This window comes from Nocardioides sp. T5 (assembly GCF_048161455.1).
Classification (GTDB): Bacteria; Actinomycetota; Actinomycetes; order Propionibacteriales; family Nocardioidaceae; genus Nocardioides.
This window is the reverse complement of the sequence record NZ_CP182415.1, coordinates 2,108,410-2,132,109: the sequence shown is the minus strand read 5'-3', so window position 1 is coordinate 2,132,109 and position 23,700 is coordinate 2,108,410. Positions and strand designations below refer to the sequence as shown.

Sequence of the window (23,700 nt, the reverse complement as noted above, 5' to 3'; positions counted from 1 at the left end):
GTCCCGCAACCCATGGGTGCGGATCCGTATGACGCAGCAGGACGGTGACTGGCCGGCGCTCAGAAGTCGGGGTGCGACTCGTCCTCGAGCTCGCCGAGCGCCTCGCGGACGACGGAGAACGCCAGGCCGGCGGCGTAGCCCTTGCGGGCGAGCATGCCGGCCAGCCGCCGGGTGGCCACCTGGTGGTCGAGCCCGCGCATCGAGCGCAGCTTCTTGTCGACGAGCGCGCGGGCGGCCGCGTGCTGGTCGCCCTCGTCGATCTGCTCCAGGGCCGACTTCGCGTCGTCGTCGTCGATGCCCTTGCGACGCAGCTCCTGCGCCAGCGCCCGGGGAGCCAGCCCGCGGCTGCGGTGGCGGCTCTCCACCCACTGCCGGGCGTAGGCGGCGTCGTCGATCAGGCCGACCTCGGTGAAGCGGTCGAGGAGCTGCCCGGCCAGCTCGTCGGGGACCCCCCGCTTGGCCAGCTTGTCGGCGAGCTCCTGGCGTGAGCGGGCCTGCCCGGTCAGCGTGTCGAGGAGGATCTTGCGTGCCACGGCCTCCGGGTCGGCCTCGACCTCCGCGGCCGCCGCCTCCTCGCGGGCCAGCCTGGCCGCCTCCCGCTCCTCCCACGTCCGGGTGCGACCACGTCCGCCCGCGCGGGCCTTGCGGCCCTCACGCCGGGCACCGTCCTGCCGGCCGCCGCCACGTCGGTCGCGACCCCTGGCCGTCGGCGACGGCTCCGACGTGGGTGGGGAGTCCCCCACCCACGCCTGGACCCCGAGGCCGACGTCGCCGACCCAGTCGGGTGCGGGACGCGACTCGTCAGAAGTCATTGACCCCGATGGGCTCGTCGCTCAGGTCGTCGCTGGGCTTGTCGACGGCCGGAGTCACACCCAGCTTCTCGAGGATGAGCTTCTCGATCTCGTTGGCGAGGTCGGGGTTGTCGCGCAGGAAGTTGCGCGAGTTCTCCTTGCCCTGGCCGAGCTGGTCGCCCTCGTAGGTGTACCAGGCGCCGGCCTTGCGGATCAGGCCCGCCTCGACACCCACGTCGATCAGGCCACCCTCGCGGCTGATGCCCTTGCCGTACATGATGTCGAACTCGGCCTGCTTGAACGGCGGGGCGACCTTGTTCTTCACGACCTTGACGCGGGTGCGGTTGCCGACCATGTCGGTGCCGTCCTTGAGGGTCTCGATGCGACGCACGTCGAGGCGCACCGAGGAGTAGAACTTCAGCGCACGACCACCGGTCGTGGTCTCCGGCGAACCGAACATCACGCCGATCTTCTCGCGCAGCTGGTTGATGAAGATCGCGGTGGTGCCGGAGTTGTTGAGGGCACCGGTCATCTTGCGGAGCGCCTGGCTCATCAGGCGCGCCTGGAGGCCGACGTGGCTGTCACCCATCTCGCCCTCGATCTCGGCGCGGGGCACGAGCGCGGCCACCGAGTCGATGACGATCAGCGACAGCGCGCCGGAGCGGATCAGCATGTCGGCGATCTCGAGCGCCTGCTCACCCGAGTCGGGCTGGGACACCAGGAGCGCGTCGGTGTCGACACCGAGGGCCTTGGCGTAGTCGGGGTCGAGCGCGTGCTCGGCGTCGATGAAGGCGACGATGCCGCCGGCCGCCTGGGCGCTGGCCACCGCGTGGAGGGCGACCGTCGTCTTTCCGGAGGACTCCGGGCCGTAGATCTCCACGACACGACCGCGCGGCAGGCCGCCCAGTCCGAGAGCCACGTCGAGGGCGATCGACCCCGTGGGGATCACCTCGAGCGGCGCACGCGTCTCGTCGCCCAGTCGCATGACCGAGCCCTTGCCGAACTGCTTCTCCACCTGTGCGAGCGCGGCGTCGAGGGCCTTCTCGCGGTCTGCACCAGCCATTGCTGTGTCCTGTCTTGTCGTCGTGTCGTGAGAGGTACGTCTGCGACGCTAGGGCGAGCCACCGACAGTCCCTGATCAGGACGGTCGAACGCTGTGGACAACCTCGCCCCTCGTCGTACCTGTGGATGCACAGTAGCCCGAACAGGTGTTCGACGCGCGCTCCGCGTCCGGCGTGTCGGCCCCCGGTCGCGGATCGGTCGCAGGCCGGTCGCAGGCCGGTCGCGGGTCGGTCCGGACGGGTCAGGCGTGCTTGCGGGTGACCGCGCCCGCGACGACGACGGCCCCGGCCAGCAGCGCGGCGAACATCGCCAGCGCGGGGTAGCCCAGCTCGCCGACGATCACCCCCGCGAGCGCTCCTCCCCCGGCGGCGGTGAGCGCCATCGCCATGTCGGAGGTGCCCTGCACGTCGGTGCGGGCCTCGATGGGCGTGCGGTCGGCGATGACCGTCGACGCGGCGACGGTGGCACAGGACCAGCCGAGGCCGAGGAGGAAGAGCCCTGTGAAGATCTGCCACGAGGTGCCCTGCGGCGAGAGGCCGCACAGCGCCAGCGAGACGAGCAGGACGACGCCACCGGTGACCAGGACGGCGCTGCGGCCGAACCGGTCGGCCGCCCACCCGACGACGGGCGAGAAGGCGAACATGCCGAGCACGTGGACCGAGATGACGAAGCCGATGATCTCCAGCTGCGCGCCGCCGTGCTCCATGTGGAGCGGCGTCATGATCATGACGGTCACCATCGCGGCGTGGGCGCAGGCCATGGCGATCACCGCGGCGCCGACGGCGGGCACGTCGCGCACGACGGCCACGAAGCGGCCCCACGACCGGCCGCGCGGCTCGGGACCGGTAGCTGGCGTGACGCCGGCCGTCTCCTGCGCGAGGAGCAGCGGGTCGGGACGCAGCCGCCACCAGACCCAGCCCGCGGCGACGACGAGCACCACCGCGCCGATGGCGAAGCCTCCGGTCAGCTCGGGCACGCCCATCGTACGCGCCACGGACGCCCCCACCCCCGTGAGGTTGGGGCCGGCGACGGCACCGACGGTCGTGGCCCACACCACGACGGACAGCGCGCGGGCGCGGTGCTCCTCGGTCGCGAGGTCGGTCGCGGCGTAGCGCGAGCCGTTGTTGACCGCCGTGGTGGCGCCCAGCATCACCGCGCCGAGGAGCAGCACCGCCATCGAGTCGACGACGCCGGAGACGACGGCGAGCACGGCCCCGGTCGCTCCGATCAGGTAGCCGGCGACCAGGCCGACCCGCCGCCCGCGGCGGCGCATCACGCGCGCGAGCCCGTAGGCCGCCGCCGCCGTGCCCAGGACCTGGAAGGTCTGCGCGAGACCGGCCATGGTCTCGCTGCCGGAGATGTCGCGCGCCAGCAGCGACGCCGTCGCGACACCGATGGTGACACCGACGGCGCCGACGGCCTGGGAGACGACGAGGGTGCGGACCGTACGCCGCTGGACCTCCGCGACGGTGAGCCCCGCGACCCCCGTCGTCATCGCTCGCTGTCCGGCAGCTCGAGCTGACGACGCACGGCCGCCCACACCTGCTTGGGCGCCATCCCGGCGTCGAGCGCCTCCTGGGTCGTCCGGCCGTCGAGGTCGCGCACGACCGTCAGCTCGGCCCAGCTGCGGGAGTACGCCGGCCCGAGGGCCTCGTCGAGCCGCGTCCAGAACTCCGTGTGCCTCATGCCGACACCCCATCACGGGCAGCCGACAGCTCGAGCCAGGTCTCCCCCCGGTCGCCCTCCAGGCCCTGGCGGACGACGACGTCGGTCCAGCCCGCGCCCGCTGCGACGACCTCCAGGTCGGGTGCCCGCCAGTAGGTGAAGTGCCGCGGGCCGCTGATCGTCCCGTGGGTGGACCAGCCCTCCCCGTCGCCCTCCTTGAACGACGCCCGGAGCAGGCCCCCGGGCCGGGTGACGCGGGCGATCCGGGTGAGCACCGTCGGCAGGTCGTCCCGGTCGACGTGGAGCAGCGAGGCGTTGGCCCAGACGGCGTCGTACGGTCCGCCGGGCGAGGCGAGGTCGTCGACGAGCGGGTCGAGGAGGTCGCAGGGGTGTCCCGCCCCGCGCAGCAGCGCGACGAAGCCGGGCGTGACGTCGGTGCGTCGTACGACCAGACCCAGCTCCTCCATCAGCAGAGCGTCGCGCCCGCCGCCGGAGCCGATCTCCAGGACGCGCGCGCCCGACCCGAGCTGCGTCGCGAGGTGCTCCATGTCGGCGCGCACCGAGGCCGGCATCGCTGCCGTGCGGGCGGCGTACGCCTGCGCGTCGCGGTCGTAGGCCCGGACGGTCTCCTTCATCCGCGGAGGGCTCCCACGTCGTGGAGGTGGTGGACGACGTCGTGCAGGTGGTAGCGACCGAGGCTCTCCACGGTGAACTCGTCGCCGTTGGACCGCAGCCCGCGCCGGCCGCGCGAGTCATCGGTGACGGACGCGTAGAGCACCGCGACCGCCCGGGACGCCTCGGCCAGCTCGGCGGCGACCGCGTCGGGGTCCTGGCTGCCGTAGTCGCGCTCGACCGCGGTGGCGTCCTGGTCCCAGCTCGCGAAGGTGGGGACGTCCTCGGCGAGCATCAGCCGGACCCGCTCGGCGAAGAGCACGTGCACGTCGCGCACGTGGCAGGCGTACTCCAGCGGCGACCAGACGCCGGGCCGCGGACGGTCGGCCACGTCGCGGCGGGTGAGCACCTGCGTCCACGCGGTCGTGGTCGTCCCGAGGAGATCGGGCAGGTCGGACACCTCGCGCGCGGCCGACTCGAAGCCGCACTCCGGGCAGGGCCGCTCCAGGACCCACGTCCAGTCCTTGGTGTCGGGCGTGATGCTCATGGCCGTCATCCAACCAGTCCCCGTGGTGGGCACAATGCGTGGAACGGACATCCGTCGCGCACTTCCCGCCGACCTGCCGGCTGTCGTCGCGGTCGACGCCCTGGACCGGCTCCACGAGGAGGTCTTCCGATGACCGGTCGGCTCAGGCGAGCCCGAGGCGAGCGGTCGACACCTCGCGCATCTCGACCTTGCGCACCTTGCCGGTGACGGTCATCGGGAACTCCTCGACCACCATGACGTAGCGCGGGATCTTGTAGTGGGCGAGCCTGCCTGTCGCGAAGGCCCGTACGCCGTCGGCGTCCAGCGGCTCGCTGCCCGGACGCATCCGCAGCCACGCGCACAGCTCCTCGCCGTACTTCTCGTCCGGGACGCCGACGACCTGCACGTCCTCGACGTCGGGGTGGGTGTAGAGGAACTCCTCGATCTCGCGGGGGTAGATGTTCTCTCCGCCGCGGATGACCATGTCCTTGATCCGGCCGGTGATCCGGACGTAGCCGTCGTCGTCCATCACCCCGAGGTCCCCGGTGTGCATCCAGCCGTCGCCGTCGATCGCCTCGCGGGTCTTCTCCGGCTCGTCCCAGTAGCCCAGCATCACCGAGTAGCCACGGGTGCAGAACTCCCCCGCCTCCCCGCGGGGGACGGTGTCTCCGCTGACCGGGTCGACGATCTTGACCTCCAGGTGCGGGCAGACCCGGCCGACGGTGCCGACCTTGCGCTCGAGCGAGTCGTCGGTGCGGGTCTGCGTCGACACCGGCGACGTCTCGGTCATGCCGTAGCAGATCGTCATCTCGTCGATCCCCGCGGCAATGAGCTTCTTCATCATCTCCTCGGGGCACGGTGAGCCGGCCATGATCCCGGTGCGCACCGACGAGAGGTCGTAGGTGTCGAGTTCCGGCAGGGCCCACTCGGCGATGAACATCGTCGGCACGCCGTAGAGCGAGGTGCACCGCTCCTCGGCCACCGCCGCGAGGGTCAGCGCCGGGTCAAAGCCCGGCGCCGGGATGACCATCGTGGCGCCGTGGGTGGTGCACGCGAGGTTGCCCATGACCATGCCGAAGCAGTGGTAGAAGGGCACCGGGATGCAGACCCGGTCGGCCTCGGTGTAGCCGCAGATCTCGCCGACGAGGTAGCCGTTGTTGAGGATGTTGCGGTGGCTCAGGGTCGCACCCTTGGGGAAGCCGGTGGTGCCGGACGTGTACTGGATGTTGATCGGGTCGCCCGGCTCCAGGCTGGCGGCCCGCTCGGCCAGCTGGTCCGCGGAGACCCCCTCGCCGTCGGCGAGCAGCCCCGCCCAGCTCGCCTCGTCGTCGAGGTGCACGACCCGCTCCAGTGCGCGGGTGTCGACGCGCGTCTCCTCGATCATGGCGCGGTAGTCGCTCGCCTTGAAGGACGTCGCGGCGACGAGCAGCCGCATGCCGGACTGGTTGGCGACGTAGGAGAACTCGTGGGTGCGGTAGGCGGGGTTGACGTTGACCAGGATCGCGCCGACCTTCGCGCTCGCGAGCTGCACGAGCGTCCACTCGGCGCTGTTGGGTCCCCAGATGCCGACCCGGTCGCCCTTCCGGATGCCGGCACCGATCAGACCGCGCGCGAGGGCGTCGACGTCCGCCTGCAGCTCAGCCCACGTCCAGCGTCGCCCGCTCGCACGCTCGACCAGTGCCTCGCGGTCGGCGTACGACGCCACGGTGCGCGCCAGGTTGTCCCCGATGGTCTCGTCGAGCAGTGCCGGCGTCGTCTCGCCCTGGGCGTAGGAGTCCATGCTCCGAACCTAGCCCGGAGCGCGGGCTCAGGTCAGCAGAAGCTTGTCGAGGCGACGTCGTACGACGAGCAGGCCGATGATGCCCATGACGACGAGGTAGACCACCGACACCGCCGACTCCCAGGTGATCACCCCGGTGGTCAGCTCGCGGCACAGCACCACGCCGCGGTAGAGCGGGGTGGCCTCGACGACCCAACGCAGCACCCCGTCGCCGAACGCCTCGACAGGGAAGAACGTGGCCGAGAAGAGGAACAGGGGCATCTGGGCGAGGGTGATCTTGTCGAAGTCCTGCCACGACGTCATCCACGTCGTGACGGCCATGCAGACGGCGGAGAAGGCGAAGGCGATGAGGACGGCCGCCGGCAGGGCGAGCACGGCCCACCACGACTGGGTGAGGCCCATCAGCGCCATCACGACGAGGAAGGCGGCGGAGTAGACCGAGCCGCGCATCAGGCCCCAGGTGATCTCGCCGCGTGCGATGTCACCGGTCGACAGCGGGGTGGCCAGCATCTGGTCGTAGAGCTTCTCGTACTTCATCTTGAAGAAGACGTTGTAGGTCGAGTCGAGGAGCGCACCGTTGAAGGCGGACGTCGCGAGCATGGCCGGGGCGACGAACTCGGCGTAGGGGATGGCCTCGCCGTGGAACTCGAAGGTGTCGATCAGCTGGCCGACGCCGATGCCGATGGAGAAGAGGTAGAAGACGGGCTCGAGGAAGCCGGTGATGAAGAGCTTCCACGCGCCCTTGTAGACGACGTAGTTGCGCAGCACCAGCACCTTGGTGGCGGCGGCGGGCGTCAGCGGAGCCGGGATCTCCTGGATCAGCGCCATGTCAGACCTCCAGCCTGCGGTCGAGGTTGCGCACGGCGAGGAACCAGCCGACGACGGTGAGGGTCACCAGCACGACGACGTGGAGGGCCGCGAGCGACCAGTCGACCTGACCGACGCAGAACATCCGCGAGAGCGAGACGCCGTGCCACAGCGGGGTCAGCCGGGCGATCCACTCCAGCACCGGGCCGAGGTTCGTGATCGGGAAGAAGGCCCCGGAGAATAGGGTCAACGGGATCACGCCCAGGCGGAACAGCAGGCCGAACCCCTCCTCCGACTTGAGCCGTGCGCTGTAGGCGAAGACCAAGGTGGCGAAGGCGAAGCCGACCAGCACCTGCGACAGCCAGGCCAGGATCGGTCCCCACCAGGTGGTGAAGACGCCGAACGGCGCGATGACGAGCATGAAGACCGCGCACGCCGAGGCGACCCGGAACATCACGAACCCGACGAAGGCGTTGACCAGGTCGCGCACGGCGAGCGGCGTGGCCAGCTGGGCGTAGAAGGTCCGGTGCCACTTGATGGCACCCATGACGGGGTACGTCGACTCGCTGACCGCGATCGTCATGGCGTGCGAGGCGACGAGGCCGGGGACCACGAAGGCGAGGTAGGACGTCGCGCCCTCGAGCCGGTCGGGGTCGCCCTCGATGAACCCGCCGAGCAGGACGCCCATCGCGACGACGTAGAGCAGCGGGGTGAGGAAGCTGCTCACCACTCCCCCGCGCCAGGTGCGCTTGAGGACGGTGAGCCAGTAGTCGTACTGGCGGGCCATGCCCTCCCACGCCGACAGGGAGCCGGTGGGTCGCACCGGGCGGGTGGTGGGGCTCGTGTCGGCTCCGGTCTCGGTGGCCATCAGTCCGCCAGGCTCCGGCCGGTGAGGCGCAGGAAGACGTCCTCCAGGGTGGAGCGGCGCACCAGGGTCGCGATGGGGTGCAGGCCGCGGTCGAGGACGGCCGTCACCACGTCCTCGCCGTGGTCGCTGTAGACGAGGAGCCGGTCGGGCAGCACCTCGACCCGCTCGCCGAGGTCCTCGATCTTCTCCGCGAGCGCCTCGTGCTCGCCGACACCGAAGCGGAGCTCGGCGACCTCGCGGGTCGAGTGGGCGTCGATGAGCTCGCGCGGGGAGCCCTCGGCGGCGATGCGGCCCTTGTCCATCACGACGAGGCGGTCGCACAGCTGCTCGGCCTCGTCCATGTAGTGGGTGGTGATGACGAGGGTGACGCCGGCCTGCTTGAGCCGGAAGAGCTGGTCCCACAGGACGTGGCGGGCCTGCGGGTCGAGACCGGTGGTCGGCTCGTCGAGCAGCAGCAGGTCGGGGTTGTTGATCAGGCTGCGCGCGATGGTGAGCCGCCGCTTCATGCCTCCTGACAGGTCCTCGACCTTGGCCTTGGCCTTCTCGGTGATCTGGGCGAACTCGAGCAGCTCCTGCGCACGCTCGCGGCACGTGGCGCGGTCGATGCCGAAGTAGCGGCCGTAGATGTAGAGGTTGTCGAAGACGTTGAGCTCGTTGTCGAGCGTGTCCTCCTGCGGGCACACGCCGAGCCGACCGCGGATGGCGGGGCCGTCGGTGGCCGGGTCCATGCCGAGGATGCGCAGCTCACCGCCGCTCACCGGGCTGACCGAGGCGATCATCCGCATCGTGCTCGACTTGCCGGCGCCGTTGGGGCCGAGGAAGCCGAAGGCCTCGCCCTTGCGCACCTCCACGTCGATGCCCTTGACGGCCTCGAAGTCGCCGAACGACTTGCGCAGTCCCCGTGCCGAGATCATGGCTTCTGTCACAGGAGTCGACCCTAGATCAGGGGGGTGACAACGGCGAACCGGATCGGCCTGCCGTGGCCCGACGGAGGCGTCACCGGGTGATCACCCAGGTGCGCACCGGACCCGAGGCCCCTCCCCCGAGGTAGCCGTCGGCGCGCATCCGGTCGATCGCGTCGCGGATCGAGCCGTCCGGGGACGCGTCGGCCGCGGCGGCTCCGGCTGCGTAGTGGGTCAGGTCGTGGTTGCCGATGACGTCGTGCCCACCGTCGTCGAAGCGCACCGTCGTGCGGTGCGGCTGGTCGGGGTTGTCCTCGCCGTCGAGCAACGGCACGACGTCACCGCGGTTCTCCAGGTGCAGCCCGTGGGTCCCGGCGGGCAGCTCGGCGACCTGCGCCGTCGGCGCACCGGCCGTGACGACGTGCTGAACGTGGAAGTGTCGGGTGAAGTCGGGGTCGGCGGCCAGCGAGGTCGAGACCATCCCGCCCTGGGAGTGCCCGACCAGCATCATCTCCTTGCCGTCGAGACCGGCGTCGAGCATGGCCTGCTGGATGCCGCGGCCGTAGCCGCTGTCCGTGCCGGCGAGCAGCTGGTAGTTGGTCTCCATGTCCCGCACCAGGTCGCCCCCGCCCGGGATCGGACGCATGTCGTCGGTGCCCGGGAGGTAGACGATGTAGCGCTCGTCGGGCTCGCGCCCGACCTGCTGGACCTGGATCGCTCCGTGCAGGCCCGCGCGGTCGGGACCGGCGTCGAGGTCGCTGGTGGCCGACAGCTGCTCCACGAGGGATCGCAGGCTGTCGGGACGCAGGGGGCGCGCCCCACCACCGGCGTCGGCCACCTCGGTGACCCGGACGTCGGTGTCGTCGCCGAGCAGGAGCGCCATCAGCCGGGCCGCGTCGTTGGTGGTCGGTCCGTCGATCGCCCCACCGGGGTCGAGCAGACCCGCACCCGTGACCACCCCACCGGTCAGCCCGTCGAGGAGCCCGCCGCTCCCGTTGACCGCGTGCTGGACCAGCCCGGGGTGGTCGTGGAGCAGCCGACCCAGGTCGTCGGACAGCCCGTCGGTGAGCACTGCCTGCTCCTCGGCCGGGAGCGTCGACCACCAGGCGTAGGTGACGCCGCCGACGAGGAGCAGGGCCGGCAGCGCCCTCGGCAGCGCCTGGCCCGCCACCCGGCCCAGCGCGCCGTCCAGGGTCTCGGACAGCTGTCGCGCCAGGGCGTCGCTCGCCCGGAAGGCTGACACCACGGCTCGTACGCCGACCGCGTCGGCCTCGATGCCGAGCGCCCGGACGGTCAGTCCGTCGCTGCCCGTCGTGGCGGTCAGCACCTGCACCTCGGCGTCGGCGAAGGACAGCGGGGCCAGCAGCGCCGAGGCGAGGAGGTCGCCGTCGGCCATGACCCGGGCACCGAGGCCGGCCATCTCGACGAGGTCGCCGGCCTGCCGGTCGTAGCGGGCGGCCAGCGTGAGCATCTGGTCGTAGCCCGCGACCACGCCGTGGGACCCACCCGCCACGGACTCGATCGGCGGCAGGCCGTCGCTCCCGGTGCTCATGCCGCCAGCCCCGCGGCCAGCCGGGCGAGGGCCCGCGGCAGGTCGCGGGGCCCGACGCGCTGGAGGCGCACCATCTCCCAGCCGTCCCGGATGACGGGCGTCAGCGAGCACCAGCCGTCGGGCAGCAGCACCCACTCGACGACGCCGGCCACGCCCCCACGGGAGCCCCGGCCCGTCAGCGCTGCGTGCAGCCGGCCCCGCGACGTGCTCTCGAGCTGCTCGTGCCAGCGGCGTACGTCGTCGAGGCCGGCGTCGTCGAGCAGGTCCGGACGATGCCCGGCGAGCGTCGTGGCCGGGTGGTCGGTCACCATCCGGTCGACGAGGTCGGGACGGCCGGCCCGGACGGCCTCCCCGGTCGCGAGCAACAGGTCCCACGGCGTCTCGACGACGTCGGGGGTCGGCTCGAACGCCGGTGCGGTCCGCAACGTGTCGAGGTCGACGTGGGCCGCGCGGGCCAGCTCGGCTCGCCATCGCCCGACCGGCGACCAGGCGAGCTCCAGGGAGGCTCCGTCTGCGGTGGAGAGGCAGGCCACCCGGTCGCCGAGGCACCGGTGGTGGCTGCGGACGCGGGCCCTCCCCCGGGCGAGGTCGACGAGCACCTCGAGGTCGACGGCGAGGCTCGGTGCGTGCCACGTCGTGAGGACCGCACGCGCCGCGGCAGTCGGTGCCCCGGCGGCGAGGAGCCCGGCACGCTCGAGGACGTCGTCCACCGTCGCCTCCGCAGGCGGCGTGACCGGGGCACCCCCGAGCCGGCCTGCTCCCGGCGGCGCCGGGGTGCAGGTGAGGAGTTGGTCGGCCGGTGAGGCGACAGCCGCGACGGCGGCCAGGCGGTCGACAGCCGCGCGGGAGAGGCGTACGCGCTGGGTTGCCACCTCACCGTCGGCGACGACGGCGCCCCCGGTGTCGATCGTCACCGTGCTCACCGGACGCCGCCGAGGAGATCGGGTACGTCGAGCCAGTCCCGGTGGCCGTCGGGCGGCGGACGGAAGGACGCGAGCGCCTCGTCGACCGGGTCGGCGCCTCGCGTGACCAGGTCGACGGCGCGCTCGGCGAGGGCTGCCAGGCGCGAGCGGGCGTCCTCGACCAGTCCGCGCACCCGTCGCGCGATCTCCCGGATGCGCTCCTCCAGCCGGTCGACCTCGTCGGCGTGGCGCCGCAGCGCGCGGGCCGCGTCGTCGTGGTCGTCGGCCGTGCGTCTCATCGCGAGCGCCCGCTCGGCCATCCGCTCGCGCATCGCTGCGGCCGCCCGGCCGTCCCACAGCACCAGCTGCGACGCGCTGACCAGCCGGTCGGCGTCGTGCCGGATGTCTGCGCCCTGCTCGCTCATCCGGTCGGCGAGCCGGCGGATCGCCGCGGTGTCTCCGTACATGTGCGTCTCCTGCCCCGTCGGCGCCGAGGTGCGCCTGGGCTGGAGGTGCCCGCGGCCGTGGTCGGCCAAACGGGGTCGGCGCCGGCTGTGGACAGACCGGGTGGGGACCGGCTCAGCGGGTCCTGGCGTCCTCGGCTCGCCGGGCCGAACGCTGGGCGTGGACGACCGCGGAGGCGAAGAGGCCGAGCACCACGAGCGTCGCGGTGACAGCCGCCGCGGTGAGGGCGGCGGAGGGCGGCGACCCGGCGGCGAGCCGCCAGATGACGAGCGGCAGCGCGAGGACCGGTCCGAGGACCGCGGTCGCGAGCAGCCAGGGCTGGGCCGCCTCGTGGCCCGCTCGCCACGCCTCGTCGGACGCGCGCGTGGCCCTCGTCCTGATGCCGACGAGCTGGTTGGGGCCCGTCCCGTCCGTCCCGCCCAGCCGCGTCATGACGTACTGGAGCAGCGATGCCGCAGCGATGGCCAGCACGACGGCCAGCAGCGGCGCGTGGAGCGCGTCCAAACCCATCTCCCCCCGAGGATCGGTGTGGCGCCGACCCTATCGAAGCGGGCGCGGCTACCCGGTCGGCGTGAGGCGGAGGAGCCGCCCCGAGCCCTCGTCCTCGAGCACCCAGATCGCCCCGTCGGGGCCCTCCTCGACCGCGCGGATCCGCGCGCCCATGTCGAAGACCTCGGCCTCGCCGGCGGTCTCGCCGTCGAGGTCGACGCGCACGAGCGCCTCCCCGGAGAGGGCGCCGAGGAAGGCGTCGCCCCGCCACCCCTCGAACAGCGCGCCGTCGTAGATCATCAGGCTGCCCGGCGAGATGCTGGGGTTCCACGAGCGCGCGGGGGCGGCGTACCCGTCCCCCTCGGCGTGGTCGGGGATCTCCCCGCCGCCGTAGTCGCTCCCGTCGGACGCCTCGGGCCAGCCGTAGTTCGCCCCGGGCTCGATCACGTTGAGCTCGTCGCCGCCCTCGGGCCCCATCTCCGAGGACCACAGCGTGCCGTCGGGAGCGTGCTCGAGCCCGAGCGGGTTGCGGTGGCCCCAGCTCCAGATCTCGGCGCCCACCCCGCCGTCGTCGGCCAGTGGATTCCCCGGAGCCGGCTCGCCGTCGGGCGTGAGGCGCACGATCGTGCCGAGCGTGTTGGTGGTGTCCTGGGCCGGGCCGCCGAGCTGCCGGTCGCCGGAGGAGACGTAGAGGTGCTCGCCGTCGGGCGAGAAGGCGATGCGGTGGCTGAAGTGCCCGTCGCCGTCCACCTTCGGGGTCTGTCGCCACAGCACCTCGAGGTCGTCGAGCCGCGGCCCGCTCGGGTCGAGCTGCGCGCGCCCGACGACGGCACCCGTGCCGCCCTCGCCCGCCTCGACCCAGCTCAGGTAGACCAGCCCGTCCTCCTCGTACGACGGCGCGGGCACGACGTCGCCCAGCCCGCCCTGGCCGGCGTCGACCACCTCGGGCGCGCCGTCGACCTCCGTCCGTTCCCCGCTGTCCGCGTCACGGAGGTGGAGCGTCCCGTTGCGCTCGGTGACCAGCAGGTCACCGGTGCCGGGCAGGAACGCCATCGCCCACGGCTCGGCGAACCGGTCGACCTCCTCGACCGCGAAGGGCCAGCCACTGTCCTCCTCCCCCGTCACCGGGCCGAGCGAGCCGGAGGCCGCGGTGTCGCCCGAGCAGGCCGTGGTGAGCACTGCCAGGAGCCCGGCGAGTGCGGGTGCGAGGGGCTTCATGCCTCCATGGTGCGCGGGGGTGGCAAGGGGGTGGCACGCACGGCGCCGGTCGGAGCAGGATGCGCAGGAGAGCCGTCGAAGAAATGTGCGGCACCGATGTCGAAGCGCGCCGCGCCCGTTCGACGTACGTGCGAGAACCCACCCACCGCACCACAGGAGGAACGATCACGATGCCGCGCTTCATGGGATTCGTCAGGATGGAAGAGAACATCGGCATGCCGCCGCAGTCGTTGTTCGACGCGATGGACGTCTTCATCGGGGAGCGCGCCGCCAACGGCTCGTTCCTCGACGGGGGCGGGCTGTTCGGCACCGAGGACGCCGTCAACTTCGTCGTCCGCCGGGGCGAGGTGACCCGCGTCGACGGCCCCTACGCCGAGGGCAAGGAGGTCGTGGGCGGCTGGTCGTTGATGGAGTACGCCAGCCTCGAGGAGGCCGTGGCCGACCAGCGGCTCTTCGCCGAGCTGCACGCCAAGCACTGGCCCGAGGCCACCGTCGTCTCGACCCTGCGGCAGGTGTCCGAGGGTCCTGAGGCGCCCGGCGACTGACCTACGCTGGCCGGGTGCCGGCAGGGACGACGTACGACGACCTCTCCGGGCTCCCGGGGCCAACGGGGGCCGTGATCGCCACGTGGCGGGCCGAGTCGGCCCGCCTCGTCGGCGCGCTCACCCGGATGACGCGCGACGTCGACCTCGCCGAGGACCTCGCCCAGGACGCGCTCGTGGCCGCCCTGGAGCAGTGGCCGGAGTCCGGGATCCCGGACAACCCGTCGGCGTGGCTGATGACGACGGCGAAGCGTCGCGGCGTCGACCACTTCCGGCGCGCGGAGACGCTGCGCCGCAAGGTCGCCGAGCTCGAGCACGACCTCGAGCGGGACGGCGGCGAGGAGGCACCGGTGCCCGACCTCGACGACCAGGTCGACCACATCGAGGACGACGTCCTGCGGCTGATGTTCCTGTCGTGCCACCCCTCGCTGAGCCCCGAGTCGCGAGCGGCGCTCACCCTGCGACTGGTCGGCGGGCTGACCACCGCCGAGATCGCTCGTGCCTTCCTCACCTCCGAGGCCACGATGGGCCAGCGCATCTCGCGGGCGAAGAAGACCCTGACGGCCGCGCGGGTCGAGCTCGAGCTGCCGACGGGCGAGGAGCGGGCCGCGCGGCTCGACGACGTGATGGCCGTGGTCTACCTGATCTTCAACGAGGGCTACACCGTGACCATGGGCGACGACTGGATGCGCCCCGACCTCGTCGCCGAGGCGACCCGGCTCGCCCGCATGCTGGCCGACCTCGCGCCCGAGGAGCCCGAGGTGCTGGGCCTGCAGGCGCTGCTCGAGCTGCAGGGCTCCCGCACTGCGGCACGCCTCTCCCCCGACGGCACCCCCGTGCTCCTCGAGGAGCAGGACCGGTCGCTGTGGGACCAGCTGGCGATCCGGCGCGGCCTCGCAGCACTGCGTGCCGCCTCCCACGTCGCCGCGGGCGGCCGGCCCGTCGGCCGCTACTTCCTCCAGGCCTCGATCGCCGCCCAGCACGCGCGGGCCGCCCGGGCCGAGGACACCGACTGGGCCGGCATCGCCGCGTTGTACGACGTTCTCGGGCAGGCCGCGCCCGGACCGGTCGTCGAGGTGAACCGGGCCGTGGCCCACGGGCGAGCCCACGGTGCCGTGGCCGGGCTCGCAGTGCTCGACGCCGTCGCTCCCGCTGCGCTCGGCGGCTCGCCGCTGCTGCCCAGCGTGCGCGGCGACCTGCTCGAGCGGGCCGGGCAACACGGCGAGGCGGCGTCGGCCTTCGACGAGGCGGCCGCCCTCACCCGCAACGAGGGCGAGCGCCGGGTGCTGCTGCGCCGGGCCGAGGAGTGCCGGCGCCACTCGGACGGGTGACGCGCCGGGGCGGTGGTCGGCCACGCGACCGTCGTACCTTGCAGCCCTGCGGTAGGAAGGCTCCATGCGCATCTTCCTCACCGGCGGCAGCGGCAAGGCCGGCCGGCACGTCGCCCCGTACCTCGCCGAGCAGGGACACCAGGTCACCAACGCCGACCTCGTGCCGCTCGACCACCCCGACGTCCACGACCTGCAGGTCGACCTCACCGACGCCGGCCAGGTCTACTCGGCGCTCGCCGGTCTGGCGACGTTCGACGAGCTCGATCTGCCGCAGCAGCCGTCGTACGACGCGGTCGTGCACTTCGCCGCGGTGCCGGCGATCCTGCGCACGGCCGACTCGGCGACGTACGCCACCAACGTGCTGAGCACCTACCACGTCCTGGAGGCCGCGACCCGGCTCGGCATCCGCAAGGTGATCTTCGCGTCCTCGGAGACGACGTACGGCGTCTGCTTTGCGCAGGGCGAGCGGAAGCCTCTCTACGTGCCGGTCGACGAGGAGCACCCGACGGTCCCCGAGGACTCCTACGCGATGTCCAAGGTCGCCAACGAGGTGACGGCGCGCTCGTTCCAGGCGCGGAGCGGTGTCGACGTCTACGGCCTGCGGATCAACAACGTCATCGAGCCGCACGAGTACGCCGAGCTGTTCCCGGACTTCCTCGACGACCCGGCGCTGCGGCGACGCAACATCTTCGCCTACATCGACGTGCGCGACCTCGGCCAGATGGTGCAGCGCTGCCTGGCGACCGACGGCCTCGGCTACGAGGTCTTCAACGTCGCCAACGCCGACATGTCCGTCGCGGCGACGACCGACGAGGTCATCGCCCGGTTCTACGACGGCGTCGAGGTGCGGCGGGAGATGGGCCGGGACGAGACCTTCTACGCCATCAACAAGGCCCGTGAGCTGGTCGGGTTCGACCCCCAGCACTCGTGGCGCGACGTGCTGGGCAGGTAGCCCCGCAGCGTCCGGACATGAGCGGAGTCCCGGACCCCCATGGGCCCGGGACTCCGCCAGTCCGTTCAGCTGCGCTCGATCAGGCCTGCTGGCCCAGCGCGAACTGGATGTTGCCGTCGTCGTCGACGCCGCCGTCGAGCACCTTGTCGGAGAGGAACTCCGAGGCCGGTCCGTCGACGTAGATCGTGGCGCCATCCTGCTCGATGACCTGGTCATCGCTCTCGGCGTGGTCGGCAGGACTCACCGACAGGGACTCGCCGTCCGACTCGGTGGCGATCCGGAGCGCCGAGATCTCCGGCACCTCCTCGGCCAGCTTCTTGACGATGTCGGTCACGTTCTCGGTGAGAGCAAGCACGGGCTCTCCTTCCGTAGGGAGAATGTGTCCCGTTCACCATGGCGCGGACCCGGCACTCACGCAAACCGGGCGCACCCCATCAGGCGAGCGACGTCCGGACGAGGTGGTCGAGGCCCTGGGCGTACGGACGACATACGGCGCCCCATCGGGCCACATCCGCCACACGTGTCCGACATCTCGCCCCTTTCCGGCCGTTCCTGGGGCCACATCCGCCACACGTGTCCGACATCTCGCCCCTTCCCGGCCGTTCCTGGGGCCACATCTGCCACACGTGTCCGACATCTCGCCCCCGAGCCCCTGACGCCCGCCGTGACGCCGGTCACCCAGTCAGGCGAGCGACGTCCTGACGAGGTGGTCGAGGCCCCGCCGGGCCAGGTCGGCGAGCACGGCATCGAGCCCGAGCACCAGGTCGGCCGCTCCCCGATCGCGGGCGGCGCCGCACAGCAGCCCGACCGGAACCATCTCCCACGAGCAGACCACCGCTCCCGGGTGGACATCCGGATCGGGCGGGTCGATGGCGGACAGACCGGGTCGACCCGCGGCGCGGACGCGGCTCGCGAGCAGCCGCACCGAGGCACCGGTGCCGTTGCCGGGCCCGGGGCCGAGGACGAGCACCTCCTCGGACGGGGGTACGGCGTCGGGGCGCGCGAGGTCGACCCAGCCCCGCAGCGTCCCGGTCGAGGACTCGACGGCGTCCCCGCCCACGGGCTGCACGCCCGGACTGCCGTCGACCCGGACCAGCGCCCAGCCGGCTCCGGCACCGCGGCTGCTGTCGGCGGCCACCACGTCGTGGACGTCGTACCAGGTGCCCGGGGTGACCAGCTCTCCGCGCCGGCTCGTCTTGGCATCGAACCGGCAGTGCCCGGCGGCCTCGGCGAGGCGTGCGCCCACCACGTCCGCGGTGAGGACGAGGTCGGCCGCGACGAGGACGCCGGCACCCGCGACGGCGCCGTCGCAGTGGATGGTGCAGGTCTGCGCCTCGACCTGGCCGAGCGCGTGGAGCCACGGTCGGACCGGCCGCCCTGCCGCCTCGACCCGCTGCACGACGTCGTCGAGCATCCCGGACACCGGGGTGTCGAGGCCCACGGCCTCGGCCGTCCGCAGGAGCTGGAGGTCGCCCGGGGCCACCTCGAGGCAGTGGGCCACCAGCTCCAGCAGCAGCCCCCGCTCCTCGAGGACGTCCACCAGCTGCCGGACGCTCTCCTCGAAGTCCGTCGTGGTGCCCGGCACCAGCGCGTCGAGGCTCTGGTGCAGGCGGATCCGGAGGAACCACCGCAACGACTCGGGAGAGAAGATGGACACCAATGCCTGCGCGAGCATCCCGTGCACCTCGGGCGGGAGCGGCACGCGCGAGACGACGTCGTCCGTCGCCCCCTCGTCGTGGCGCTCGGTCTTGCGGCTGAGGCTCGGGTCGGTCGTCATCACCCGGGCCAGGGCGGTCATCAGCCCGGTCAGGTCCACCCCGGGCATGCAGAGCACCTCTCGCAGGGCGGCCCGGACCGAGGCCTCGTCCGCCACGAGGAGGAACTCGCTCCAGGCGGCGGTGAGCGACCGCGCCTGCGGCAGCCGCAGCCTGCGGGCGAGCACGCCCGGCTGCTCCTCCTCGCGCGCCGAGGCTGCCAGGTCGATGGTGGCCAGCTCCGCGGCCACGACCCGCACCGGTCCCTCGACGTGGCGCGGGATGCCGGCGAGCGTGACCACGCGTGCCATCCGCTCCACGTCCCGGACGTCGTCGGCGGCCAGGACGCTGCCCACGGCACGGACCAAGGACGGGTCGTCGTGCAGCACGGCGTCCGCGAGGTCGTCCATGGTGGACCTGGCCGCGCGAGCGAGGTCGGCGGCCGGGGCACCCGCTCCCTTGGCGAGGACGGCGCCCAGCGCCGTGCACCCCAGCCGCACCAGCCGGTCGGACGCGAGCTCGTCCACCTGCTCGAGCCTGCTCAGCACGCCTCCCGCCGCGTCCCACAGCCCCGCCGAGATGACGAGCTCGGCCTGCATCCGCGCGAGCCGGTAGGTCTGGTCGTTGACCCCTGCAAGCAGCGCGTCGTCGGCCGTCGTCGCGAGGAGGGACACCGCCTGCTCGACGTGTCCCACCGCGAAGAGCGCCTCGGCGGTCAGGGTCGTCAGGGGGCTCCGCGGCGAGCGCTCCTGGCGGGTCCCGAGCGCGGCGAGCGCGTCGCGTGGCCGGTCGTCGTCGAGCATCGCCCGCACCTTGCGCGCGGTGATCTCCTCGTAGTCCTCCAGGCGCGCGGCGTCCGTCGCCAACGCGTCCAGGGCGAGCCCGAGCCGTGAGGCGAGGAAGGCCCGTCGGCTGCCGTCGAGCTCGTCCATGGCGGACTCGAGGTGGGGTTGCACACCGTCCATCCACCGGCTGTCGACCACGCCGAGGTCGTCGCCGGACTTGAGGCGGTGGTAGATCTCCTCGGCCCTCTCGCGGGCCACCGGAGGTCGGCCGGCGTAGTACGCGACAGCGGCCCGGTGCAGGGTCTGCGAGAGCGCCGGCTGGTCGGCCTCGAGCAGCGGCAGCATCACCCGCCGCAGCTCCACCCGGTGGACCAGCGCGCCGTCGGACTCGGGCGTGACCAGCGAGGTCTCGCGCTCGAGCTCGTCGAACACGTCCTGCGCCTGCTCTGCCGTGGCGACGCCGAGCTCGCACGGCCTCGCGAGCACGTTGAGCACGATGTCCGGCGTGATCCGCCGCAGCACCAGACCGGCGCCGGCCAGGCGGCGGACCCGCTCGTCCTGCACGTGCCCCAGCACCCGGTCGTAGAGCCGGCGCTGGATCACCGCACCGTCGAGCTGCAGGAGCCAGTCGGTGGCGCGCGAGATCCAGCTGGACAGCGGCCGGTGCGCGTCCGGGGCGGACGCCGCCAGCTTGAGCGACACCGGGTCGCCGCCGTAGCGGTGCGCGATCCGCTCGGCGACCTTGCGGTCCTCCACGCCCAGCTTCACGAGGAGCTCACACGCGGACTCGGGGTCGAGCGCCGCGACCTCGAGCTGCTGGGCGTACGTGCGGGTGATCCCCGCCCGTCCGGCGACGACCACCCGGGCCTCGGCGGGCAGCTTCTCCACCAGCAGGTCGATCAGCCGCAGCACCGTGGCCACCTCCTCGCTGCTGCGGTACTGCACGACCTCGAAGGTGTCGAGCACGAGGACGAAGCCGCGTCGGGCCAGGTCGAGCTGCTGGAGCATCGTGACCAGCTCGTCGACCGCGCGCGGTAGCGAGAAGTGCCGCTTGCCGCGCGGCACCTCCAGCACCCGGGCCCAGTCCTCCCGGATCCGGTTGCAGCTCGCCTTCGCGTCGGGGAACTCGACGCCGATCTGCGCGAGCATCTCGATGAGGAGGATGAGGCACTGGTTGGTGGCCTCCACGGACGGCCGGTCGAAGTCCAGGTAGGCGAACGGGACCCGCGACGCGGCGGCGGTGTCCCGGCCGCCGAGGTCGAGCAGGAACCTCGCGACCAGCGTCGACTTGCCGATCCCACCGGGCCCGTAGAGCACCAGCAGGCGGGTGTCCGCCTGCTGGTGCGCAGCCGTACGGCTGCGACCGCGCCTCGTCCCGGCAGGCGCCGTCTGCTCGCGACCCAGGAAGTCGGCGATGACCGCGAGCTCGGCCTTCCGACCCACGAACTCGGGTCCGGCGAGGAGCTCGAGCGGCTCGAGCAGGGTCAGCAGGTCGATGCGGTCACGCAGCCGCACCAGGTCCGGCAGGTCCTCGAAACCGGCGTCGTGCAGCCAGTCGCACACGAGCGCCAGCGAGTGGAGGTCCGGCAGCGACTGGTCCGCGATCTCGACCACCCCGCCCGTCACCAGGACCCGGATCAGCTGGTGGAGCCGGTCACCCGGTGATGCCGTGTTCGCGGCCAGCGCGCGACGCAGCCGTCCCGACTCCCGCAGGTGGCGGAGCACCGCGACGCGGCGGTTGGAGGAGATGCTCAGCGCGTCCTCGCCCTGGTCGTCGACGACGTGGATCACCGATCGGAGCAGGGCGTCCAGGCCGGGCCCGTCGGCTGACCTCGTCGTCGGGCGGAGGGTGTCGGGGTCGAACCAGCCGAGGACGGCCGCTGCCTCCTCGTGGCCCCCGACCCGAGCCGGCGGCGCAGCGGCCGGAGGCGCAGTGACCGGCGACGGCTCGACCTCGGCGGCCTCCCTCAGCGCCATCGCCTGGGCGACGAGCTCCTCGATGCTGATCTCGGTGTCGCCCATCGTCAGGTCCCCGGCAGCTCGCGGGCGACCCGGTCCGCCATCTCGTCCAGCCATCCGGGCGCGGCCGTCTTGCGCCTGCCGAGGACCTCGGTGGTCTTGCGGGCGATCTCGGCGGGATCGATCTCGACCTGGGACTCCTTGAAGGCTTTCGCGAAGAACTCCATGAGGTGCTGGACCGTGAGCTCCCCCGTCTGGTCGAGCAGCCTGGCCTGGCGCAGCCCCACCGGGAGGTCCTCGGTGAAGCCCACCAGCACCAGTCGCAGGTTGGGCAGGACCATCCCGATGCTCCGGCTCAACCGGCTGACCAGGTCGAGAGACGCCTGGGTCAGCCGGACCTTGTGGAAGGCGTCGAGGACCAGGAAGGTCATCGGACGGTCGTCGCGCTGGGCCCGCTCCTCGAAGCAGTCCTTGAAGTCGAGGATCCACGCTGACCACTGCTTGTCGGGCGGCTTGTCCGGCACGTCGACGTCGTCGTAGTCGAGCGCCCGGACGACCTCGATCGCCAGGTCTCGCGGGGTGAGCGATCGACGCGGACCGACCCGTCGCGAGGCCTCCTCGAGGTCGATCTCCGCGATCGCGAACGAGCAGACCTCGCGCATGTGGTAGATCAGCCGCAGGCTGTGGCTCATGCCCGATCGTGCTTCCCCGCGCACGACCAGGACGCGGTTGCCGTCTGCTGGGATCATCCGCTCCATCGACGCGCGCAGCGGCTTCCGGTCGATCATGAAGAAACCGCCCGTCAGTCGGCACAGCTGGAGCGCCGGACGCCACGACTCCGGGTCCACCTCGGGCGCGGCGAGCGGCGCCAACCGGGCCTCGAGCTCCCGCAACCTCGGGTCGCCCGGGGCGCGCGACGACGCCTCGATGACCAGCGGGAGCAGCCACCCGTCCGTCGCGGCGGCCTCGACGCAGCGGCGGAGGTTGTCGGTCGTGGTGCGGCTCTCCTCCCAGTACGCCGCGGCGCGGGCGTCCACCTCGACGAGCATCGACCTCAGCTCCTCGCTGTCGTCGATCGCCTCGAGCACCGCCTCGACGATCCCGGTCTGCACGTCCTCGTCCGGACGACGCGTCGGCCGGACGTGGCGCGCGGGGCCGACCAGGGCGTCGTACGCCAGGTCCTGCAGGAGCCGGTTGGTCGGGACCAGGCCCTGGGCCTCGGCGATGAGGGCGGCGACAGCGTCCTGCACCTCGGCGTGCTCGATGAAGGCGTGCACCGTGGTGCCGAGCGTGGCTCCGTCACCGACGACGTCGGTGCGCTCCCAGCCGAGGCGACGCGCGAGCCGGTCGAACTCCTCGAGCCGGAGGGCGTCGCCGAGCGCCCGGGACAGCTGACCGTAGGCGGGGCCGTCGAGCCTCATGGCTCCTCCCCTCCGAACACCCAGCCCAGGCCGTGGCGTTCGAGGTCGCGCTTGATCGTGGCGATCGGGATGCACTGGTTGTAGTCGGCCGCGGTGACCTGTCGGTCGCAGGGCAGCCACACGTCGTCGCGCCCGGGCTGTCCGGCGTGGTGCAGCGCCACGAGCTCCTGCTGGGCGTCGAGGACCGGGGAGCCCGACGAGCCCGGCATGGTGTTGACCCGGTGGTGCACCCGCAGCCGGTCGCCGATGACGCGCTGGACACCGTCGAACGCGAAGTCGAACGAGATCGGGTCGTGGCACGGGTGCTGGACGACCATCAGGTAGGAGCCGAGCGGGAAGTCGTGCTCCTCCGGCCGTGGCTCGACCCAGCCGCGGCGCTCGCCGACCGGGTCGTCGGAGGTCCCCTGGGCGCCGAGGGGGCGCTCCAGCCGGAGCACGGCGTAGTCCAGCTCGTCGGGGGCGGGCTCCGTGCCCTCGACGTAGTCCGCGAGGTCGAAGCTGCTGTAGGGCGAGGTGTGGACCAGCCAGTCCTCGGCCAGCCGGGCCTCGGTCCCGGGGTCGCGCACGATCCCGTCACGATCGCGCTTGTAGTCGAAGCGGAGCACGATCTTCTCGGGCGGGAACGCGCCGTCGATGGCCTTCTTGACCACGTGGTGGTTGGTGAGGACGCTGCTGGGCCCGATGAGGAAGCCCGTCCCGCCGGCGGTGCCGAGCTCGACGGCGCACACGCGGCGGGTGTACTCCAGGAGCCGCACCGAGAACCGGCCCAGGTCGGCGATGCCGCGTCGGGGGTCGACCATCCGCTCGAGCTGGAGCCGCGTCTGCGTGAGGACCTGCGCCTCCGGGACCGCGGCCGTGACCGGGGCGGCGCCCGCGCCCGTCGCCGCGGCCAGCTCCATCAGCCGCACGTTGTCGGGGTTGATGGCGCGGGCTGCCGTCACGAGCTCGGTGACGCGGTCCCGGGTCTCGGCGTAGCTGATCACCTCGCCGATCACGCCGACCAGGGCCCCGGGCGCGATCTCGCCCGGCGGGATGCCTGCGCGCCGGAGCATGCGCGTGACCCCGTCGACGTCGTCGAAGGCGTCGAGCAACACCTCCTCCAGGAGGACGTACTCGTCACTCGTGAGGCGCACCTGGTCCCACCCCCCCTCAGAAGTGCGACGTCCCGCCGAGCTGGATGGTGGCGGCCCCGGCCGTCGACTCGGCCTCGGCCGCCGCACGCGAGCCGCTGCGGTCCGGGACGTGGATCTTCCCGGTCACCTCTAGAGGAGCGGCGAACGTCCCCGGTGATACGTCCGCCGTCGACCGGCGTACGCC

General features: G+C 72.6%; 22 protein-coding genes. 3 read left to right on the top strand and 19 right to left on the bottom strand.

From position 1 onward, the window contains the following. Positions 1-59: 59 nt before the first annotated feature. From ACNKF0_RS10345 to ACNKF0_RS10275, 15 genes are all read right to left on the bottom strand, one after another. Positions 60-812, bottom strand: coding sequence for a regulatory protein RecX (locus ACNKF0_RS10345; protein WP_416958102.1), 753 nt, complete (start codon positions 810-812; stop codon positions 60-62). Next, positions 802-1,854 carry a recombinase RecA gene (gene recA, locus ACNKF0_RS10340; RefSeq protein ID WP_191280372.1) on the bottom strand — a complete coding sequence of 351 codons (1,053 nt, stop codon included), beginning with the start codon at positions 1,852-1,854 and terminating at the stop codon, positions 802-804. Before recA ends, ACNKF0_RS10345 begins: the two co-directional genes overlap by 11 nt. A 240-nt stretch (positions 1,855-2,094) precedes the next feature. Then, positions 2,095-3,348, bottom strand: coding sequence for an MFS transporter (locus ACNKF0_RS10335; protein WP_416958100.1), 1,254 nt, complete (start codon positions 3,346-3,348; stop codon positions 2,095-2,097). Beyond that, positions 3,345-3,539, bottom strand: coding sequence for a DUF3046 domain-containing protein (locus ACNKF0_RS10330; RefSeq protein WP_416958098.1), 195 nt, complete (start codon positions 3,537-3,539; stop codon positions 3,345-3,347). Before ACNKF0_RS10330 ends, ACNKF0_RS10335 begins: the two co-directional genes overlap by 4 nt. After that, the gene (locus ACNKF0_RS10325) at positions 3,536-4,153 is read right to left on the bottom strand and encodes a class I SAM-dependent methyltransferase (protein WP_416958096.1); all 618 of its coding nucleotides are present in this window, start codon (positions 4,151-4,153) and stop codon (positions 3,536-3,538) included. The genes ACNKF0_RS10330 and ACNKF0_RS10325 overlap by 4 nt, the downstream gene beginning before the upstream one ends. Next, positions 4,150-4,677, bottom strand: a complete 528-nt coding sequence (locus tag ACNKF0_RS10320; RefSeq protein WP_416958094.1) for a DinB family protein — start codon at positions 4,675-4,677, stop codon at positions 4,150-4,152. Before ACNKF0_RS10320 ends, ACNKF0_RS10325 begins: the two co-directional genes overlap by 4 nt. 142 nt (positions 4,678-4,819) lie before the next feature. After that, entirely contained in the window at positions 4,820-6,436 is a 1,617-nt protein-coding gene (locus tag ACNKF0_RS10315; protein WP_416958092.1) for an AMP-binding protein, read from the bottom strand. A 27-nt stretch (positions 6,437-6,463) separates the two neighbouring features. Further along, a complete protein-coding gene (locus ACNKF0_RS10310; protein ID WP_416958090.1) occupies positions 6,464-7,264 on the bottom strand; it encodes an ABC transporter permease in 801 nt (266 codons plus the stop codon). Between the two features lies 1 nt (position 7,265). Then, positions 7,266-8,111, bottom strand: coding sequence for an ABC transporter permease (locus tag ACNKF0_RS10305; protein ID WP_416958088.1), 846 nt, complete (start codon positions 8,109-8,111; stop codon positions 7,266-7,268). Then, entirely contained in the window at positions 8,111-9,025 is a 915-nt protein-coding gene (locus ACNKF0_RS10300; RefSeq protein WP_299930212.1) for an ABC transporter ATP-binding protein, read from the bottom strand. The genes ACNKF0_RS10305 and ACNKF0_RS10300 overlap by 1 nt, the downstream gene beginning before the upstream one ends. A gap of 82 nt (positions 9,026-9,107) precedes the next feature. Further along, positions 9,108-10,565, bottom strand: coding sequence for a hypothetical protein (locus tag ACNKF0_RS10295; RefSeq protein WP_416958086.1), 1,458 nt, complete (start codon positions 10,563-10,565; stop codon positions 9,108-9,110). Further along, the gene (locus tag ACNKF0_RS10290; RefSeq protein ID WP_416958084.1) at positions 10,562-11,479 is read right to left on the bottom strand and encodes a hypothetical protein; all 918 of its coding nucleotides are present in this window, start codon (positions 11,477-11,479) and stop codon (positions 10,562-10,564) included. The genes ACNKF0_RS10295 and ACNKF0_RS10290 overlap by 4 nt, the downstream gene beginning before the upstream one ends. A gap of 5 nt (positions 11,480-11,484) precedes the next feature. Continuing rightward, on the bottom strand, positions 11,485-11,934 hold the full coding sequence (locus ACNKF0_RS10285; RefSeq protein WP_416958082.1) for a hypothetical protein: 450 nt from the start codon (positions 11,932-11,934) through the stop codon (positions 11,485-11,487). Between the two features lie 112 nt (positions 11,935-12,046). After that, positions 12,047-12,436 carry an SdpI family protein gene (locus ACNKF0_RS10280; RefSeq protein WP_416958080.1) on the bottom strand — a complete coding sequence of 130 codons (390 nt, stop codon included), beginning with the start codon at positions 12,434-12,436 and terminating at the stop codon, positions 12,047-12,049. Between the two features lie 54 nt (positions 12,437-12,490). After that, positions 12,491-13,639 carry a PQQ-dependent sugar dehydrogenase gene (locus ACNKF0_RS10275; protein ID WP_416958078.1) on the bottom strand — a complete coding sequence of 383 codons (1,149 nt, stop codon included), beginning with the start codon at positions 13,637-13,639 and terminating at the stop codon, positions 12,491-12,493. A 197-nt stretch (positions 13,640-13,836) separates the two neighbouring features. Here ACNKF0_RS10275 and ACNKF0_RS10270 point away from each other — a divergent pair, with 197 nt between their 5' ends. The 3 genes from ACNKF0_RS10270 (at position 13,837) to ACNKF0_RS10260 (ending at position 16,464) form a co-directional block, all read left to right on the top strand. Then, on the top strand, positions 13,837-14,184 hold the full coding sequence (locus ACNKF0_RS10270; protein ID WP_416958076.1) for a YciI family protein: 348 nt from the start codon (positions 13,837-13,839) through the stop codon (positions 14,182-14,184). Between the two features lie 14 nt (positions 14,185-14,198). Next, positions 14,199-15,512 carry an RNA polymerase sigma factor gene (locus tag ACNKF0_RS10265; RefSeq protein WP_416958074.1) on the top strand — a complete coding sequence of 438 codons (1,314 nt, stop codon included), beginning with the start codon at positions 14,199-14,201 and terminating at the stop codon, positions 15,510-15,512. Positions 15,513-15,576: 64 nt separating this feature from the next. Beyond that, a complete protein-coding gene (locus ACNKF0_RS10260) occupies positions 15,577-16,464 on the top strand; it encodes an NAD-dependent epimerase/dehydratase family protein (protein WP_416958072.1) in 888 nt (295 codons plus the stop codon). A gap of 79 nt (positions 16,465-16,543) precedes the next feature. On the opposite strand, the gene ACNKF0_RS10255 is transcribed toward ACNKF0_RS10260, so the two are convergent. The 4 genes from ACNKF0_RS10255 to ACNKF0_RS10240 form a co-directional block, all read right to left on the bottom strand. Continuing rightward, complete coding sequence (locus ACNKF0_RS10255) at positions 16,544-16,819, bottom strand: Fe-S cluster assembly protein HesB (protein ID WP_299930071.1); 276 nt, start codon at positions 16,817-16,819, stop codon at positions 16,544-16,546. A 327-nt stretch (positions 16,820-17,146) separates the two neighbouring features. Next, a complete protein-coding gene (locus ACNKF0_RS10250) occupies positions 17,147-21,025 on the bottom strand; it encodes a hypothetical protein (protein WP_416958070.1) in 3,879 nt (1,292 codons plus the stop codon). Between the two features lie 2 nt (positions 21,026-21,027). Next, positions 21,028-22,383, bottom strand: coding sequence for an effector-associated domain EAD1-containing protein (locus tag ACNKF0_RS10245; RefSeq protein WP_416958068.1), 1,356 nt, complete (start codon positions 22,381-22,383; stop codon positions 21,028-21,030). Continuing rightward, on the bottom strand, positions 22,380-23,516 hold the full coding sequence (locus ACNKF0_RS10240) for a trypsin-like peptidase domain-containing protein (RefSeq protein ID WP_416958066.1): 1,137 nt from the start codon (positions 23,514-23,516) through the stop codon (positions 22,380-22,382). The genes ACNKF0_RS10245 and ACNKF0_RS10240 overlap by 4 nt, the downstream gene beginning before the upstream one ends. Between the last annotated feature and the right edge of the window lie 184 nt (positions 23,517-23,700).

Bases quoted from the DNA above. Each gene is read 5' to 3' on its own strand.
- ACNKF0_RS10345 (WP_416958102.1), bottom strand. From the start codon at position 812: ATGACTTCTGACGAGTCGCGTCCCGCACCCGACTGGGTCGGCGACGTC.
- recA (WP_191280372.1), bottom strand. From the start codon at position 1,854: ATGGCTGGTGCAGACCGCGAGAAGGCCCTCGACGCCGCGCTCGCACAG.
- ACNKF0_RS10335 (WP_416958100.1), bottom strand. From the start codon at position 3,348: ATGACGACGGGGGTCGCGGGGCTCACCGTCGCGGAGGTCCAGCGGCGT.
- ACNKF0_RS10330 (WP_416958098.1), bottom strand. From the start codon at position 3,539: ATGAGGCACACGGAGTTCTGGACGCGGCTCGACGAGGCCCTCGGGCCG.
- ACNKF0_RS10325 (WP_416958096.1), bottom strand. From the start codon at position 4,153: ATGAAGGAGACCGTCCGGGCCTACGACCGCGACGCGCAGGCGTACGCC.
- ACNKF0_RS10320 (WP_416958094.1), bottom strand. From the start codon at position 4,677: ATGAGCATCACGCCCGACACCAAGGACTGGACGTGGGTCCTGGAGCGG.
- ACNKF0_RS10315 (WP_416958092.1), bottom strand. From the start codon at position 6,436: ATGGACTCCTACGCCCAGGGCGAGACGACGCCGGCACTGCTCGACGAG.
- ACNKF0_RS10310 (WP_416958090.1), bottom strand. From the start codon at position 7,264: ATGGCGCTGATCCAGGAGATCCCGGCTCCGCTGACGCCCGCCGCCGCC.
- ACNKF0_RS10305 (WP_416958088.1), bottom strand. From the start codon at position 8,111: ATGGCCACCGAGACCGGAGCCGACACGAGCCCCACCACCCGCCCGGTG.
- ACNKF0_RS10300 (WP_299930212.1), bottom strand. From the start codon at position 9,025: ATGATCTCGGCACGGGGACTGCGCAAGTCGTTCGGCGACTTCGAGGCC.
- ACNKF0_RS10295 (WP_416958086.1), bottom strand. From the start codon at position 10,565: ATGAGCACCGGGAGCGACGGCCTGCCGCCGATCGAGTCCGTGGCGGGT.
- ACNKF0_RS10285 (WP_416958082.1), bottom strand. From the start codon at position 11,934: ATGTACGGAGACACCGCGGCGATCCGCCGGCTCGCCGACCGGATGAGC.
- ACNKF0_RS10275 (WP_416958078.1), bottom strand. From the start codon at position 13,639: ATGAAGCCCCTCGCACCCGCACTCGCCGGGCTCCTGGCAGTGCTCACC.
- ACNKF0_RS10270 (WP_416958076.1), top strand. From the start codon at position 13,837: ATGGAAGAGAACATCGGCATGCCGCCGCAGTCGTTGTTCGACGCGATG.
- ACNKF0_RS10260 (WP_416958072.1), top strand. From the start codon at position 15,577: ATGCGCATCTTCCTCACCGGCGGCAGCGGCAAGGCCGGCCGGCACGTC.
- ACNKF0_RS10250 (WP_416958070.1), bottom strand. From the start codon at position 21,025: ATGGGCGACACCGAGATCAGCATCGAGGAGCTCGTCGCCCAGGCGATG.
- ACNKF0_RS10245 (WP_416958068.1), bottom strand. From the start codon at position 22,383: ATGAGGCTCGACGGCCCCGCCTACGGTCAGCTGTCCCGGGCGCTCGGC.